The organism is Chloroflexota bacterium, from assembly GCA_026706485.1.
In the GTDB taxonomy this organism is placed as follows: domain Bacteria; phylum Chloroflexota; class UBA11872; order UBA11872; family UBA11872; genus JAJECS01.
On the sequence record JAPOYR010000006.1, the window covers coordinates 130,716 to 146,274 of the forward strand.

Annotated in this window: 14 protein-coding genes and 1 tRNA gene; 3 read left to right on the forward strand and 12 right to left on the reverse strand. The window is 67.2% G+C overall.

What is annotated here, in order from left to right:
- Positions 1–99: 99 nt before the first annotated feature.
- The 6 genes from OXG79_05360 to OXG79_05385 all read right to left on the reverse strand — a co-directional run bounded on the left by OXG79_05360 (position 100) and on the right by OXG79_05385 (position 5,142).
- Positions 100–1,140: an ABC transporter permease subunit gene (locus OXG79_05360; GenBank protein ID MCY3783197.1), complete on the reverse strand. Its 1,041-nt coding sequence runs from the start codon at positions 1,138–1,140 to the stop codon at positions 100–102.
- Complete coding sequence (locus OXG79_05365; protein MCY3783198.1) at positions 1,137–2,051, reverse strand: ATP-binding cassette domain-containing protein; 915 nt, start codon at positions 2,049–2,051, stop codon at positions 1,137–1,139. Before OXG79_05365 ends, OXG79_05360 begins: the two co-directional genes overlap by 4 nt.
- A 166-nt stretch (positions 2,052–2,217) precedes the next feature.
- Complete coding sequence (locus tag OXG79_05370; protein MCY3783199.1) at positions 2,218–2,613, reverse strand: type II toxin-antitoxin system VapC family toxin; 396 nt, start codon at positions 2,611–2,613, stop codon at positions 2,218–2,220.
- Positions 2,610–2,858, reverse strand: a complete 249-nt coding sequence (locus OXG79_05375; GenBank protein MCY3783200.1) for an AbrB/MazE/SpoVT family DNA-binding domain-containing protein — start codon at positions 2,856–2,858, stop codon at positions 2,610–2,612. Before OXG79_05375 ends, OXG79_05370 begins: the two co-directional genes overlap by 4 nt.
- A gap of 140 nt (positions 2,859–2,998) precedes the next feature.
- Positions 2,999–3,922, reverse strand: coding sequence for a phytanoyl-CoA dioxygenase family protein (locus tag OXG79_05380; protein MCY3783201.1), 924 nt, complete (start codon positions 3,920–3,922; stop codon positions 2,999–3,001).
- A gap of 437 nt (positions 3,923–4,359) precedes the next feature.
- A complete protein-coding gene (locus OXG79_05385; protein ID MCY3783202.1) occupies positions 4,360–5,142 on the reverse strand; it encodes an NmrA family NAD(P)-binding protein in 783 nt (260 codons plus the stop codon).
- A 668-nt stretch (positions 5,143–5,810) separates the two neighbouring features.
- On the opposite strand from OXG79_05385, the gene OXG79_05390 reads away from it, so the two are divergent.
- Positions 5,811–8,204 carry an ATP-binding protein gene (locus OXG79_05390; GenBank protein MCY3783203.1) on the forward strand — a complete coding sequence of 798 codons (2,394 nt, stop codon included), beginning with the start codon at positions 5,811–5,813 and terminating at the stop codon, positions 8,202–8,204.
- Between the two features lie 295 nt (positions 8,205–8,499).
- Here the strand turns inward: OXG79_05390 and OXG79_05395 are convergent, their stop codons facing one another.
- Together OXG79_05395 and OXG79_05400 are read right to left on the reverse strand one after the other, a co-directional pair.
- Complete coding sequence (locus OXG79_05395) at positions 8,500–10,740, reverse strand: hypothetical protein (protein MCY3783204.1); 2,241 nt, start codon at positions 10,738–10,740, stop codon at positions 8,500–8,502.
- A gap of 710 nt (positions 10,741–11,450) precedes the next feature.
- Positions 11,451–11,526: transfer RNA gene (locus tag OXG79_05400), tRNA-Lys, on the reverse strand.
- 78 nt (positions 11,527–11,604) lie between these two features.
- Between OXG79_05400 and OXG79_05405 the strand changes: the two genes are divergently transcribed.
- Both OXG79_05405 and OXG79_05410 read left to right on the forward strand, forming a co-directional pair.
- Positions 11,605–12,222 carry a hypothetical protein gene (locus OXG79_05405; protein ID MCY3783205.1) on the forward strand — a complete coding sequence of 206 codons (618 nt, stop codon included), beginning with the start codon at positions 11,605–11,607 and terminating at the stop codon, positions 12,220–12,222.
- A 9-nt stretch (positions 12,223–12,231) separates the two neighbouring features.
- Entirely contained in the window at positions 12,232–12,864 is a 633-nt protein-coding gene (locus OXG79_05410) for a hypothetical protein (protein MCY3783206.1), read from the forward strand.
- A 41-nt stretch (positions 12,865–12,905) separates the two neighbouring features.
- Here the strand turns inward: OXG79_05410 and OXG79_05415 are convergent, their stop codons facing one another.
- From OXG79_05415 to OXG79_05430, 4 genes are read right to left on the reverse strand one after another with little or no spacing between them, the layout of a single operon-like run.
- A complete protein-coding gene (locus OXG79_05415; GenBank protein MCY3783207.1) occupies positions 12,906–13,670 on the reverse strand; it encodes a Nif3-like dinuclear metal center hexameric protein in 765 nt (254 codons plus the stop codon).
- 7 nt (positions 13,671–13,677) lie between these two features.
- Positions 13,678–13,932, reverse strand: a complete 255-nt coding sequence (locus tag OXG79_05420) for a DUF5069 domain-containing protein (protein MCY3783208.1) — start codon at positions 13,930–13,932, stop codon at positions 13,678–13,680.
- Between the two features lie 30 nt (positions 13,933–13,962).
- Complete coding sequence (locus OXG79_05425) at positions 13,963–14,868, reverse strand: phosphotransferase (GenBank protein MCY3783209.1); 906 nt, start codon at positions 14,866–14,868, stop codon at positions 13,963–13,965.
- Complete coding sequence (locus OXG79_05430) at positions 14,865–15,506, reverse strand: TIGR03936 family radical SAM-associated protein (protein MCY3783210.1); 642 nt, start codon at positions 15,504–15,506, stop codon at positions 14,865–14,867. The genes OXG79_05425 and OXG79_05430 overlap by 4 nt, the downstream gene beginning before the upstream one ends.
- Between the last annotated feature and the right edge of the window lie 53 nt (positions 15,507–15,559).

Consider the following 15,559-nt stretch of genomic DNA (forward strand, 5'->3'; position numbering starts at 1 on the left):
TCGCCCTCGTCATCGCCGGCGACTTCGAGGAAATACTACTCCAGGGACATCTGAAGGGGCGCGATTTCCGCGAGGTGCGCCCGGATTGCCGCGGGGCCGCTACCCGCCCTTGGCGCCGGCGACGTCCTTGCGCTGGAACAGTATGAAGGCGAGGCCGCCGAGGATGACGATATATCCCAGCATCACCATCGCGGCGGGCAGAGGATCGGGCATTTCGCCAACGCCTCCCGCGCCAAACGAGAAGTCGCCGAGTTCCAACCAACCGCTGGTCACGCGCCCGAGGACGAAGTTGGAGATTCCCTCGAACCAATCGAAGTTGACCAGGATGCCGACGACGATTGACTCAATGACGTAGTAGCCGACGCCGATCGCAATGCCCATTCCCGACGATGAAGTCAACACCGACATCAGCACGGCCAACGCCACATACGGCAAATAGGTATAGATGAGCTTGCCGAACGCGATGGCAAAGTCGGACCATTCCCCGGCCCCAGCCAGCTCGCCGCCTTCCAGCGTGAGGGTCGCGACCACGCTGGCAACGCCGACGGTTGCCAGAACGGCGGCACTCAGGCCGGCGCTCGCGAGCATGATCACCAGTGTCTTGGCTGCAAGCAGCTGCCACCTTCCGACCCCCTTCACCAGGACGGCGCGCAGGGTCCCCCAGCCGTATTCGGTCCCTGTTGTCGACGCCGCCAGAATCATCATGAGGATGACGCCGAAGAAGGCCAGCGAGCTGCCCAAGGCAAACGTGAGGCTGTTCGGAAGAAACAGGGCTTGCCGGATGTCGTTGGAGTCCTCGTTGACGGACTCACAGCTCTCGGCGAATTGCTGCAGGGTCCTCGCGATGTTCTGCTGTTCCTCCTGAGAGAATCGCTCGATGTCCAGCGGGAGTTCGCCATCGCGCATGTCGTCGATATCAGCGCAGGTGAACTCAATCTCGACGGTTTCCCCAGCCGTATCGGTGGCGTCGAACGAAACGCTCGATTGGCTGGCGGGTCCTCCGCTCTGCGCGAAGGCGTAGGTGCTCCAGAAGATGAGCTGCGAAATGGCCACGCCGATGATCAGCAGAATCCACGGCATCCGGCGGCGGTGCAGCTTGAACCACTCCCAGCGCGTGAGCCTGAGGACGTGCCCGATCATTGGATCTCACCCGCGACATCGCCGGTGACTTCGAGGAAATACTGCTCCAGCGACATTTGCAGCGGCGTGATCTCGGAGATATAGACCCCCGCCCGGCCCAGCGTCTCGCTCAACTCCGACGTGCGGTCGTGTGGCGCCGTCACGATCAGCGCCTCGCCCTCGATCCGCACGTCCTCCACCCAATCCAGCGCCGCGAGAACCTCGACCGCCTTCGCGTCGTCGGAGGTCCGCAGGCGGACTTGCTCCTGCGGGTGCAGCAGGTCGCCGACCGCGCCCTGGGTGATCACCTTGCCCTTGGACAAGATGGCCACGCTGTCGCAGATCTGCTCCACCTCGTTGAGCAGGTGGCTGGAGAGCAGCACCGTGCGGTCGGCGCTCCCCAGGCTGCGAATCAGCTCACGCACTTCGGCCATGCCCGCCGGATCCATGCCGTTGGTCGGCTCGTCCAGGATCAACAGCTCGGGGTTGCCGAGCAGGGTGTAGGCCAGGCCCAGGCGCTGCTTCATGCCCAGCGAGTAGGTCTGGAACCGGTCGCCCGCGCGATCCGCCAGTCCGACTTGCTCGAGCAGATCGTCCAGCTCCTTGGGCGAGCCGCGTCCGGAGATGCCCTGGAAATAGGCCAGGTTGCGGCGTCCGGAGAGATAGGGATAGAAGTACGGCTGCTCGACGATGGCGCCCACGCGATGCAGGGCCTCGGCATGGCTCGTCCCTGAGCCCAGCAGGCTGAAGCTGCCCGAGGTCGGACGCACCAGGCCCAGCAGCATGCCAATGGTGGTGGTCTTTCCCGATCCATTCGGCCCGAGGAGACCGAAGATGCGCCCGCGAGGCACTTCCAGCGAAAGCTGGTCCACCGCCAGGATGTGACCGTAACGCTTCGTCAAGGCATCGGTCTGGATGACGAGGTCGTTCAAGACAGTCCTGTTCGGTTCAACGTGGTTCCGCGGAAGGACGGCACATCATACGGGATTGCGGCGAATCCATGTGAAGGAATGCACATGGCGGAGATCGTGCCCAAGTGGCAGGCGCCTTGGTGATCGATTTGGACGGCGATAGGGGTCCATCCTTCCGCCGAGCGCCCTACGAGGGCTCCCCGCGTCGGACTGTTCCTATGCGGTCGATCGCACAGTCGAACGAGGCCACCACCCCGACGCCCGTCCGCTCCGCGCTGGCTACCAGATAAGCGTCGGCGTAGTCGAGCCCGTGCACCTCGTAGAGCTCCACCGCGCGCAGGAGCAGCGGGCCGTCAACCACACGAATCGCGCGGAAGGCGAGGATGGACCGGAGCGCCTCAGCAACCTGAGTCCGAGGCGCCTCGTAGCACGACTCCAATACACACGCGACCTCGGCGAGGATCAGGTCCGGCAGCAGCAGGTTGTCCGCCTGATCGAGGTATCGAGTTGCCCTTTTCGCCTGTTCCGGAGGATCGCCGGTGAAATGCCGGACGAGTATGTTCGTGTCGAGAAAGGCCGTCATCGCCGGGCGGCGGCCCTGGCCCTCCGGGTTTCGCGCACCACGTCATCCCACGGCGTACCGCGCTTCGCCGCGGGCACGCTCACCGAGCCGGCCAGCTGGATCAGGTCGGGGCTGCGCGCCAGGATCGCCCGCTGTCCCTCCACCCTGAGGATGACCTGGTCGCCCTCGTGGATGGTGAGCGCCTCACGCACGGCTTGGGGAATCGTGATCTGGCCCTTCGAGCTGACACGAGCTGCGACATCCATGGGATGATCCTTACTTATCGTCGACAGTAAGGATACGCCAACGTTCAAGGTTCGCGCTCACCCAGGCTGCACGCAGCCCGGGCCACCGTGCAGTCTGGGCCACCGGGCCGCCTTAGCGAACTGGGCTCCGCCGCCGGCGGCTACAGGGCGAAGGTGTCCGGGCCGGTGCGGCGCCAGTCGGGGCGGTAGCCCTCTTTGGCGTTGTATCCCATGGACGGGAATACCTGTTGCGGCGTGCGCCAGGGCCATGCCTGCCCGCCGATGACGCGGTAGTCGTCGTCCCGGCCGCAGAGCCAATAGAACATGTGCGCCACGAATATGGCGGTGCGGTGGCCGCCGTAGTAGGCGGTGTGGAAGTCAAAGTCGTCCTCCACGATCCAATCCCGCTGCGGCTCGGCCGAGCGCCAATAGTTGTACTTCAGCATCCGCCGTCGGCCGGTCGAAGTGGAGACGCCGCGGCGGTGCAGGATGCTCTGGTGGTGGATGCCGATGGTGCCGGCGGGACCTTCGAGCAGGATGCCCTGCTCCTCGAAGTCGCGCTTGTTGGGTCCGATGTGAGTGCCGGGGAAAACCTCCGTGGGACCCATCCCGGCCGGCGTGTCCTGCGGAAAGTAGAAGACCTCCAGGAAGTTGAGCTCGGGACCGAAGATGTGATCCGCGTCCTGATGCCAACCCTGCGCCGGCATGGGGCACTCCACTTTGTGGTGGCTGGTGATCACCGGCAGGCCGACGCCGGCGCCCAGCAGCGACCGCAGCGCGCCCGCGAGCTGCGGATTCAGCAGCACGTGCTCGATGAACCAGTCCTCGAGCAGGATCGAGCTGGGTTCGTGCGAGTCGCGGATGCGCTCCAGCTCGTCCAGCGTCATCCCCGGCGGCATCATGAACGGGTTCAGTGGAATCTTGCCGTCCAAGTAATCGCAGCATTTCTGGTTGATCTCGTCCGGCACGACGCCTTCGAGGAGCAGGTGCCCGTCGCGGCAGAACTCGAGCACCTGGCTGTCGGTGAGGGTGGGCGCGCAGTCGAAGGTGCGGGCTTCGCTGTCGTACTCGACGTTGGATGGCATGGGCGGCGGTATCCGAGATTGCCGAGGCTGCCTATTCTATGCGGCTTGGCCGGTGAAGGGACTCCGTGGCGTCAACGGATCAGAGAGAAAGCGCCCTGATGTCCCCGTGTCCGGTGCCAAAGGAAGCCGTCGCCAAGACTTGGTGCCCTCGGTAGGAATCGAACCACCAACCGTCGGGTCAAGAGTCCAGATACTCGGGGTATCCCAACTTTCCTCAGCGGCTGCCAACCCCCCGCCACTCCTGCAATCCGCTGTGCAACATGCATCCCAAGGGCCACGCGCACGACGGCGGTCACGCCCGAATGTTCGCCGGACGCTGGCGGCCCGCTGGCTATGAGATTCGGAAGAGTGGGGGATTCGGGCGATCGTTTGCGATCTGACGCGCTCGCTAGCCGTGAACTCCGTAAGCCACACCCATCGGTCGCCGCCAGCCGCCGCTACCGGCCGAAGGGCCGCCAGTTGCGCCCGAGTTCGGATACATACCGCCGACCGAGGCCGTCCGCATTCCGGTCGAGCCAGCTGCTCAGATTGGTCGTGCCGGTTGGTGGGGCATCCGATGTCAGCAGACCGGCCATGAGTCCGGAAATCTCGTCGCGGGTGAGGACCACGTCCCGCATCAGCAGACCGACCAGCGCGGTCAGCGCGAGCCCGACCGTCGGGGGCGTGTGAAGCAACCGCCTGCGTACGCCCAAGGCGGCAATCAGCAGGCGCAGCAGTGCCTCGAAGGACATCGTGTCCGGCCCGGCGGCGTCGGCCACAGAGCTGCCGCTTTGGGATCCGGCCGCCACGGCCTGCTCCGCGAGGTCTCCGACGTACACAGGTTGCACGGGAAAGTCACCGCCGCCGTAGACCGGGAAGACCGGAAAGCGGCGCAGCGCCCAGGCGATGTTGTTGACCAGGATGTCGCCTTCCCCAAAGACCAGGGTCGGCCGGAGGATGGCGTGGGGGACGCCGACGCGCCGCAGTGCTTCTTCCACCTGTCCCTTGCCCTTGAAGTAGGGCAGCCGGGAGTCCGACGCGGCATTGGTGACGGAGAAGTGCACGATCTTGCCGACGCCCGCCTGCGCAGCCGCCGTGAACAGCGCCTCGGAGTTGGCGACGGCGCGATCGAAGGTGGTCTGGCCCCGCGCGAACCGCACCCAGTAGGTGTTGTAGAGGACGTCGGCTCCTTCGAGCGAGCGGCGCAGCCCGTCCGGGTTGGAGAAGTTCGCCGGGGCCACCTCTACTCGGCCGCCGAGCGAGATCGCTCCGTCTTGGCGCCGGGTGATCGTCCGCGACGCCCAAGTCGAGCAGGCGCTTGGCGACGTGCCTACCGGTGTAGCCGAAGGCTCCGGTGACGACGGCTAACTCGGGGTGCGGCATAGGGTTTGATCTCCTCGCCAAGTATCCGTCAGACGACGAGGGCTACGGGCGATGGCGTTCCCTGCAATCACCCGGGATCGACACCTGCATCGGTCCCGAACCGTCAGCAGAGCCGACGGCTCGACGCAGGAGCGCCCGTTCGAGAATCCTGGCGGCCCGAATGGGCTGAACGCCACAAACGCCCAATACGCGGGGTAGCGCCAGTCACGCAGGTCATGCCCCAGCAGGTAGATCTTCACCGGCTGCGCCAAAGCACCGGCGCAGGGAATCTGCCGCGTGGCGTACATCGGGTGCTCCTGGCCTTGACAGTGAAGTGGTTCCTCCTAGGCGTTCCGCCCGGGTTTCGACGGCAACGTGAGCCCCCTTCGGACCGGAGACACCCACGGCCATCAAAACTTCCCCGACGAACCCTATGATACGCGTATTGCCCAGCGTATTTTTGTGTGAATATATGTATAGGCTTGCATGATTCGCGATCTACTTGGGCCCGCGAATGCACGGACGCGCCCAAGCGGGGAGGTATGCCTTGGTCCAGCCAGACCACCGTGACCGGGAGATCGCGGCGCTGCGGCAACGCCTGTCGCGGCTGAGCGCGGCCAGCCATCGCATCAATGAGAGCCTGGAATTCGACGCGGTGCTGCAGGGGGTGCTCGACTCTGCTCGCTCTCTGACAGCTGCCCGATACGGGGTGATGACGGTCTTCGATGACGAGGGACAGGTGCAGGACTTCTTGTCGTCGGGATTGACGGCGGAGCAGGCCGAGCAGTTGTGGCTCATGCCGGACGGGCTGCGAGTCTTCGAGTCCCTCACCGGCATCTCGGAGCCTATGCGGGTCCCCGACGTGGCGGAATACCTCCGTGCCCTGGGATTCACTGACTACAGCATCCCTCTGCCGGTGCGCGTCTTCTCCTTCCTGGCGGCGCCCATGTTCCACCGGGGCGTGCGAGTGGGCCACGTATTCGTGGGCGGCGACGACGCTGGAGCGGAGTTCAGCCAGGCCGACGAGGAAATTCTGGTGATGTTCGCCTCCCAGGCGGCGCTGGTCATCGCCAATGCCCGCAGGCACCGGGAGGAGCGGCGGGCCAGGACGGACCTGGAAACGCTGGTGAACACCTCGCCGGTGGGTGTTGTGGTCTTCGACGCTCAGACCGGTGCGCCGGTGTCGTCCAACCGGGAGGTAACGCGCATCGTGGACAGTCTTCGGGACGGAGACCGGCCGGCGCAGGACCTGCTGGAGGTGGTGACCTGCATGCGCGCCGACGGCCGGGAGGTTTCCCTGCGGGAGTTTCCCCTAGCCGAGGTGCTCAGTTCGGGGGAGACGATCCGGGCCGAGGAGATCATGCTGCAGGTGCCCGACGGGCGGAGCGTCAGCGCCCTGCTCAACGCCACCCCCATCCATGCGGAGGACGGCCGGCTGGTCTCCTTCGTCGTCACCCTCCAGGACCTGACGCCGCTGGAGGAACAGGAGCGGCTGCGGGCCGAGTTCCTGGGCATGGTGAGCCACGAGCTCAGAACGCCCCTGGCGGCCGTCAAGGGCTCGATCACCACGTTGCTGGAGACCGCCAACGAGCTGGATCCCGCCGAGATGACGCAGTTCTTCCACATCATCCGCGAGCAGGCGGACCAGATGCGCCACCTCATCGGCGACCTGCTGGACGTGGCCCGCATCGAGACGGGCTCGCTCTCCGTGGACCCGGAGCCCGCGGACATGCACCTGCTGGTGGCTGACGCCAAGAGCATGTTCCAGACCGGAGGCGCGAGGAACGCCCTCCACGTGGAGCTGGCGCCGGACTTGCCCCTGGTGCTGGCCGACCGCCGGCGCATCGTCCAGGTGCTGAGCAACCTGCTGTCCAACGCTGCCGGGTACTCGCCCGACGGGTCGCCCATTCTGCTGACGGTGGCGCGAGAGGGAGTTGACCTGGCGGTGTCGGTGGCGGACGAGGGACGAGGCATACCGGCGGATCGCCTTCCCCACATGTTCCGCAAGTTCTCGCGGCAGTACGGCGCCGCCGGGGGCGGCGTCGACGGGTCGGGGCTGGGGCTTGCCATTTGCAAGGGCATCGTGGAGGCCCACGGCGGCCGCATCTGGGCCGAGAGCGAGGGACCCGGCTTGGGCTCGCGGGTCACCTTCACCCTTCCCACGGTGGCAGAGGCCGCAACCGCCGCGCCCGCCCCGTCCCTGCCCGCCTCGCGGCAGGCAGCCGGGAACCGGGTCCGCGTCCTGGCCGTGGACGACGATCCTCAGGCGCTCAGGTACGTCCGAGACGTCCTCACCAGGGCGGGCTACGCGCCCATCGTCACCGGCGATCCGGCCGACGTTCCCCGCCTCATGGAGCAGGAGAGTCCCCACCTGGTCCTGCTGGACTTGATGCTTCCGGGGAGTGACGGCATCGAGCTGATGACCGACATCCTGAAGACGGCGGACGTGCCGGTCATCTTCCTTTCGGTGTACGGCCAGGATGAGACCGTCGCCCGGGCCTTCGACATGGGGGCGACCGACTACGTGGTCAAGCCCTTCTCGCCGACGGAGCTGGCGGCGAGGATGAGGTCGGCCCTGCGGAAGCGGCTGGAGCCCTTCCAGGACGAGCCGTCGGGACCCTATGCCGCCGCTGGGCTGAGCATCGACTACGCCGAACGGCGGGTGACGGTGGACGGCGAACCGGTGGAACTGACGGCCACCGAATACGCGGTGCTCTACGAGCTGGCGGTCCATGCTCGCCGGGTGCTGACCCACAGCGTGCTGCTGCAGCGGGTCTGGGGTCCGGAACGGGTTGGTGATCCCTGGCTGGTTCGGGACGTGGTGAAGAGGCTCCGCCGCAAGCTGGGCGACGACGCGGACAACCCGAAGTTCATCTTCACCGAACCCCGCGTCGGCTACCGGATGGCCGTCGAGGAGATGTCGCAGACGGAGGACAGGTGAGGTCGGAGTCTTACCTCACCATTCATCGGAGACCGTTGCATCAATGGTCAACTTCGCACGCCTGGGCCTCGCATCGCCTTCGCCCGAGCCCCCGCCGCTGTCCAGATCTGATTGAGGGTAAACAGGCGTTCGGAGATATGGTGAACGCCCCTGGGCGGCGTTCCGCAGGTCCACGACGCCGAGATCATCGGTCAGGAACCGGATGGCTCAGCAGCCATCAGCGGCGGCCGGCCGGGAGGCGACGGGCGGCCCGCACCGCGCCCTGGCGAGCTTCAACTGCCGGCGGTGCGTCGGGTCAGGCCGGGCGGCAGTTGGGGTAGTCGTCGCGGGCGGGGGTTGAACTCGCGGGATACGGCGGGCCGATCAGCGCGTCGGGCAGGCGCTCGAGGAAGTCCGGGTCGGCCACGACCACGTCGCACCAATAGAGCCCCAGCGCCTGGAACGTCGCGGGGTTCGGCACGTGCCGCCATTGGTGCGTCTCGGAGTCCCAGCGGAAGACGCGGTCGTCGTCATTGCCGACGAAGCGTATCGCCTGCCGCGGCACCGTGGGCAGCCCGTCCAGCGGGATCGCGGCGAGCACGGCTGTGGGCACGGTGTACCGCTCGAGCACGTCGGGCCAGGGGATCTGACTGACCAGCGGACTGTCGGGCGGCACCCAGCGCCGCACCACCCCGCCGTCCGAGTCGAGGGGCTCGCGCCGCACGATGATATAGGTCTGACCGTTGGTCTCGTCCCGAATGATGCCGCCAAGGACGACGTCCTGCCGGTCGGCGGAGACGCTGCCGATGTCCAACTCTAGGACCGTGCCCGGCAGGTCGCGGCGCTCTAGCCGCAAAGGCGCTCCATCGTCCGGCGGCAGGATGGCCTGGGCGGCGGCGGTGGCGCCGATGACCTTGGGCTGCGGAGGCGGCGGGGGTTTGGGCTTCGGCTTGGATTTGGGCTTGGACTCCCGCTTGGGCTCGGGCTCGGACTCTTCCTCGCGCACGGGGAAAAAGTCCCGGTCGAGCTCCGTGTCGCCCCGGCACGGCCCGCTGCGCACCACTTCCAGCTCGGGGCTGGTGCGCGGTGTGGCCAGGCTGGCCGGAAGCTGGGAGGTCGCCAACTGCAACCGGCGATTGCCCTGCAGGTGCAGCACCGTCTTCAAGGGGTTGCCTTGCCTGTCGTTGCCCGTCACCCCGCTGCCGGCGCTGCCCAGTGCGTCGGGCAGGCTGCCGCTGAGGTCGTTGCACGACAGCCCTAGCACCCGGACCTTCGAGAGCTGCCCGAGTTCGGCCGGGACCTCACCGGTCAACCCGGTCTTGTCCAGCAACAGTGTCGTTAAGTTCGTCAGGCTGCCCAGCCAGGTGGGAATCGACCCGCCCAAATCCGGGTTCCGGTGCAGCGACAGCTGCACCAGCCTCGTAAGGTCGCCCAACTCGGTAGGAATGCCTCCGGTCAGCTGATTCTGGTCCAGGTAGAGGTACTTCAGCTTGCTCAGGTTGCCGAGCTCGACGGGGATTGAGCCGTCCAACTGGTTGGCGTTCGCTTGAAACCACACCAGCTTGCTCAGGCTGCCGAGTTCGGGCGGGATCGACCCGGTCAACTGGTTCGTATCCAGGAACAGATACTGCATGTTGCTCATGGTGCCCAGCTCGGGCGGGATCGACCCGGTCAGCTGGTTGTCCCAGAGGGACAGCTGAAACAGCTTGCTCAGGCTGCCGAAGCCAGGCGGGATCGAGCCGGTGAGCTGGTTTTCGCTCAGCAGAATGTCCGCCAGATTTGAGAGATTGGTCAGCTCGGTGGGGATCGAGCCGGTCAGCTGGTTGTCTTGCAGGTAGAGCTTCGTCAGGTTGCTCAGGTTGCCGAGCTCGGGCGGGATCGACCCCGTCAGCTGATTCTCCCGCAGGGCCAAATCCGTCAGGCTGGCGATACTGCCCAGCTCGGGCGGGATCGAACCGCTTAGCTCGTTCCTGCCCAGATTCAAACTCTGCAGGCTGCTCAAGTTGGCAAGCTCGGCAGGGATCGAGCCGTCCAGTTGGTTGTGCTCCAGCAGCAGATGCGTCAGGTTCGCCAGGTTGCCCAACTCCGCGGGGATCGAGCCGGTCAGCTTGTTGCCGCCCACGTGCAAGGTGATCAGGTTCGAGAGGTTGCCCAACTCTGCAGGAATCGAGCCGGTCAAGTCGTTGTTGGGCAACCACAGGCGCTCCAGGTTCGGGAGGCTGCCCAGCCCGGCCGGGACGGTCCCCGCCAGCCTGGGGTCGGTCCTGGTTCTGAAGTCGATCCACCTAACGCCCGCCGTCGCGTTGCTCGAAATCTTCTGCCACGACGCGAGCGGCGTGCCCTCCGCCCAGTTCAGCGTGCCGTTGGGGTCGAGCTCGCTCTTCAGGTCGATCAGGGTGCGGCAGTCCCGGATCAGGGCGGCGCTGGCCTGCGAGCTGCAGTGGCTGCTCGCGTTGGCCCGGCCTGCGGCCACCAGGGCCAGCCCAAGCAGCAAGACCGCCGCGACCGCCCATCGCCACGCGACCGCGGCGCCCGTGAGCTTTAGCGCCGGGGGCACGGCGGTGGTGTCTTTCGGACATCGCCACCCGCCCCACGGCGGCGTCTCCCCTGGCTGGAGTCGTCGTTCATGACCGCTCTGCGCTCGTGCGCGCGGACCTCGTCCAGTCGGTCCACCACGGGCGCCTTGGCCCCGACGGCGGCGCGCGCACGCGCCGCACGGTCCGGGCCGCCACGGACGCCGGAACCGCACGTGCCGGATATCACACCAGTGGTCATGACGGGATTCTAGGCGCCTATCACTATGAGATAGATAACAAACTGGTCGTTAGCTATATAAAAATATGAATGATTCTGTAGGACTTATCATTCAGCCAGGCCGCCCACCGGCCCGCCCGCCCTCAGCTCACCTGCGGTCGGATGGAGTCCGGGGGAAATCCATGGGCCGGGCCGACCACATGCACGGCCCAGTGGCCGGCCTTCCGGACGCGGTCCGCACCGAGACGAGCGCCTTGCCGGTCGGTCCCGATCCGGTGGAGATGGCCGTGCTCGTGGAGCGGTCTTCTACCCGTCAGCCGCGTCCTACATCGCTGTGGGCACTACACCCAGGTCACCGTTGGCGGGCGGCTGCCGTCTACGCCAGAGTCTGTCGGGCCGCGCGGGCGCGCTCTCGATCTGACGACGGGTCGGAATCGCCAGGCGGCCGGCCGAAACCCCGGCCGCAATGCCGACGCGGGTCGCTCGGAGGCAGGACGGGCCGCCTCCCAGCGGTGGTACCCCCGGTAGGAATCGAACCTACAACCTTCGGATTAAGAGTCCGCTGCTCTGCCAATTGAGCTACGGAGGCTGGGTGCCCAGTTTACTGGCGCGGCGCCGGCCGGCTCAATGATCGGGCGCCACGGTGGCATGACCTAAACTCGGTGGCATGAGCAGCGAAGCTCCGCAGGAGCCCTCGCAGCCGACTCCGGAAAGCTGGCGTGCGCGGCTGCCTTCGGTGTCTCGAAATGTCGCTCTGGCGCTGGTGGCGCTGGCCGTCGGCGGCGCGGCTCTGGGACTCTCCGTCGCCAACCGTTTGGCGGACGACGACGGCGGGTCGGTGGCCTATGTGAGCAACGTCGACGTGGGGCGCTGGAGCGAACGATTCGGGCCCCCACCGGGCTACAAGCCTGGATTCGCCCGCCCGCCGAGCAGGTTTGGGCGCGGCCCATTTGGCAAGGGCAGCTGGGATCGCGATGTCCGCGGCAAGCGCGGCGAACGATTCCCGACTCGCAAGGATGCCGGCGCTTTGGCTGGCACGGTCATAGCCATCGGCGAGGTCACCGGCGTTTCGCGTGGCACGATCAGCGTGTTCACCATTCTCGGCAACGACGTTGACATTGCCCTGCCGCGGGCCGATCAGGCCGACGGCGTAGTCGTCGGCGGCTGGGCGATTGTCATGGCGGAGCGCACGACCGACGGGCTGGTGGCGCGGTCGGTGCGTCCGATGTCGGTGCCCGACGCCTTTCGCGACCGCGCCTGGTCCCGGTCCGCCGTCGCGAGCTAGTCCCAGCGAATGGCGATGCTGCGACACATTGCCGACGTTCCGCTCTACGCGGCCATCGGCGTCGGGCCGTTGGTGGCCGGCCGCACGGTGATCGATGGGTTCATCGGGATCCAGGGCGACCCGTGGCTCGGGCGCACCTCGCTCACCATCGAATGGCTGGCATTCGTGGTGCTCGGCTACTTCTTCACGCGAACCATGGTTGGATTGGCATTGGACTACGAGCCGTTCTGGCGCATCCCCGGTCGGGTGAGCGAGTTTGCCGCGTTGCTGGCGGCGGAGACGACCCCCGGGCCGTTGCACGCACACGTGGAGCGCGCCGGGGGCGACGTGTCGGCGGCCCTCCACGCCCGCTCGCTGCGCGAAGCGGGCATCGACGGTGGGCCGCTCGGCCGGCTCAACTATTCCTACATTGCCATCCGGGCGGGCTGCTTAGCGGCCGTCGTCGCGTTGGTCTGCCTGGTTGTAGAGCTGGTGCGACGCGCGGCCAGCGGCGACCAGGACGTTCTGCTCATCGGCATTCTCGCGGCCGTGGCGGCAATGGTGGTGCTTGTCGCAGCGTTCGCCAGCCGGATCATTGGCCGCGGTGTCGCCTACTACGCCGCTCGTGGGATCCGGAAGCAGGCGGCGACGGCTTCAGCCTGAGTCTGCGTCGAGCCGGTCACGAGCCGGCCCTGCCGGCGGGGCTAAGCGATCGTCGGCAGGTCGAGGAACATCGCCTCGCAGTCGCGCTGCTCGGCGATGCGGCCGGCCAGGGCGCGAACCCCGAAGACCTCGGTGGCATAGTGCCCGGCGGCGATGAAATGGATGCCAAGCTCGCGCGCGAGCATCTCCGCCGGCTCGGCCATGTCGCCCGTGAGCAGGGCGTCGGCGCCGAGGCCCTGCGCCTCCTGAATAAACGACGCGCCGCCGCCGCTGCACACCGCGACGCGCCGAATCGAGGCCGGTCCGTGCATGCAGGTGGCGTGCGGTCGGCCAATGGCGGCTTCGACGCGCTCCACCAGCACCGCGGGCGTCAGCGGTTGAGGCGCACGGCCGATCTTGCCGATGGCCTGACCACCGCTCATCGCGAACGGCGTGGGCTCAGGCTCGAGGCCGAGGGCCCGCACGATCTGCGCGTTGTTGCCCAGGCTGTCGTGCGCGTCCAGCGCCAGGTGGTAGGCGGCCAGGCTGATGTCGGCGTCGAACAGCGCGCGCAGCCGATCGCGCATGACCCGAGTGACCACCCGGCTGTCACGGTCCCAGAAGAGCCCGTGGTGCACCACGACTAGTTGCGCCCCGACTCGCGCGGCCTGCCCGAACAGCGCCAGGCTGGAGCTGACGGCGGTGACGACCCGCTCGACGCGCTCGCTGCCGACCACCTGCAGGCCCATGGGCCCATAGTCTGGAAACGCGGCCACGTCCAGCGTGGCGTCCAGAAACGCGATCAGGTCGTCGCGGCGCTCCGACACCCGGCGGCTAGCTGACGGCCTTGCTTGCCTCGCGCACCCCGTCGACCAGCTCTGCGTCCGTGTCGCTGGCGGTGGCGATGCGCATGAACTCATCCGCCGAAATCCCCAGCTCGCCCAGCACGCGCTTGTCAATGGGGCACGGGTAGATGTAGTCGTCGATGGTCCCGTCGGCCTTGGCGCGAGCCTTGTCCGACATGCGGGCAATCCAGGGAATGCCGCCGATCACCAGGTCGCGCGACCGCGGCTGGAAGCCTTCGCTCATGGGTCGATCCCCTGTGTCGTGTACCAGAGTCTAGACCAGCGCGGCGGCAAGGTGCGGAACGATTGTTGTGCGCGCGCAGAGCCGCCGCACGAGCGTCAAACCCACGGGGTGGGCTGGCTCGGGGCGCCAGAGGCCGGCGGCGTCGGCGAGGGCGAGCAGTAGGGCACCGGCCAGAAACTGCGAGTCGGTATTTGGAAGCGGAGCGTCCCCTTGACCGGCTAAGAGGGCCTGCCCGGCGCGACCGGATGTTGAATCGTGCGGCAGCATTGTGGCTTTACATAACGACCACTCGGCAGAATCAAGTCCAAAGGCTTCCAGGTCAACGAAAGTGATTCCGCTTGGGCCAAGGATGACGTTGCCCGGATTCAGATCGAGCGGCACCGTCCGGACGGCGGCCGAACCGATGATGTCGGCAAGCTGGCGAATCTCCTCTGCGGCTGCTTTCCACGCCGGGTCCTCCTGCTGCAGGAGGCCCGAGCCGATGAGCGCCTCCGCGACTTCTGAAACCTCCGAGCGGCGGAGGCTGTGCGCCCGCCTGACGCGCGCGGGATCCATCGCGTCGGTCCACGCGTCGAGCGCCGCCAGCAATGCGTCCCAGGCGCCCGATACTTGCTCCCACGCGGGCCGGGCCGCCTCGCCACGCAACGCCTGTGCCAGGGTGGGGCCCGCAACCCATTCGCGGACAATTGCCGCATTCGCTTCGTCCAATGCGAGAAGCCGGGGAACGGGCGCGCCGCGCGCGGCAAGGGCGGCATAAGCGCCGCCCTCCGTGCGCGCTCGCTCGCCGGCCTGCCGTCCGTCGAAGAGCTTGCAGGCGAGAATTCGGGAACCGTCGCGCACCCGGTATGTCCCCCGCGCGATGTGTTCGATCCTCGATGAGTCCACGGGAGAGGCGCCGACTGCATGCAGGGCGGCGCGGATGCGCGCGGCATTCACTCGGGCAGCTCGGTCTCGATCTCGGTCCTGACGACGCCGCCGAATTCGACGCCCAGCGCCGACGCGAGATCGCGTGGCGTGACGATGGAGCCGTCCCGGAGGCTCAGGCGGGCATGCAGACCGTCGTCCGGTCCAACCGCGAGTTCGATCAGCCCGGGTCGAATGTCCCGCGGCCGGGAGGGTCGGCCGCCACGGGCGTCGCGCTGAATCACGACGGCGGGCGACGCGAGCAGCTGCTCCACCTGTGTTGCCAGGTCGTCGGGCGGATTCTCAGGCTGGAGTTCATAGGTCGCCCAGGCCGTCTTGAACTTGCGTCGCGCGACCCGTTGGACATCGCCGACGGCCAAGCCGTCGGCGGTTGCGCAGGCCAGCCGCTCGCGAACCGACTCCGGCGGCACGTCCTCCCGCAGCGACAGCACCACGACCTCGCGCAGGCCCTCGGACCCTACCGCGAGCGGCGGGCCGAAGGTCAGCCGGGGCTTGGGGCGAAATCCGCGGCTATAGGCCAATGGCAGACCGGCGCGGCGCGTGGCGCGCTCCCACGCCCGGCGCACGTCGTGCAGCGACAGATACCGGGCGTCGCCCGTCTTGGCGTAGCGGAGGAGGTAGTGGTGCTCGGCGGGTGGTTCTTGGTCCATGCGGCGAAGTCGGGTCGCGGTCGGCCGCCTGCGCGTGCCGTGCCTTGTAGCAT

What these genes read in the sequence shown, in the direction of transcription:
- OXG79_05360 (MCY3783197.1), bottom strand. Translation starts at nt 1,140, where the DNA reads ATGATCGGGCACGTCCTCAGGCTCACGCGCTGGGAGTGGTTCAAGCTG.
- OXG79_05370 (MCY3783199.1), bottom strand. Translation starts at nt 2,613, where the DNA reads ATGACGGCCTTTCTCGACACGAACATACTCGTCCGGCATTTCACCGGC.
- OXG79_05375 (MCY3783200.1), bottom strand. Translation starts at nt 2,858, where the DNA reads ATGGATGTCGCAGCTCGTGTCAGCTCGAAGGGCCAGATCACGATTCCC.
- OXG79_05380 (MCY3783201.1), bottom strand. Translation starts at nt 3,922, where the DNA reads ATGCCATCCAACGTCGAGTACGACAGCGAAGCCCGCACCTTCGACTGC.
- OXG79_05405 (MCY3783205.1), top strand. Translation starts at nt 11,605, where the DNA reads ATGAGCAGCGAAGCTCCGCAGGAGCCCTCGCAGCCGACTCCGGAAAGC.
- OXG79_05410 (MCY3783206.1), top strand. Translation starts at nt 12,232, where the DNA reads ATGGCGATGCTGCGACACATTGCCGACGTTCCGCTCTACGCGGCCATC.
- OXG79_05420 (MCY3783208.1), bottom strand. Translation starts at nt 13,932, where the DNA reads ATGAGCGAAGGCTTCCAGCCGCGGTCGCGCGACCTGGTGATCGGCGGC.
- OXG79_05430 (MCY3783210.1), bottom strand. Translation starts at nt 15,506, where the DNA reads ATGGACCAAGAACCACCCGCCGAGCACCACTACCTCCTCCGCTACGCC.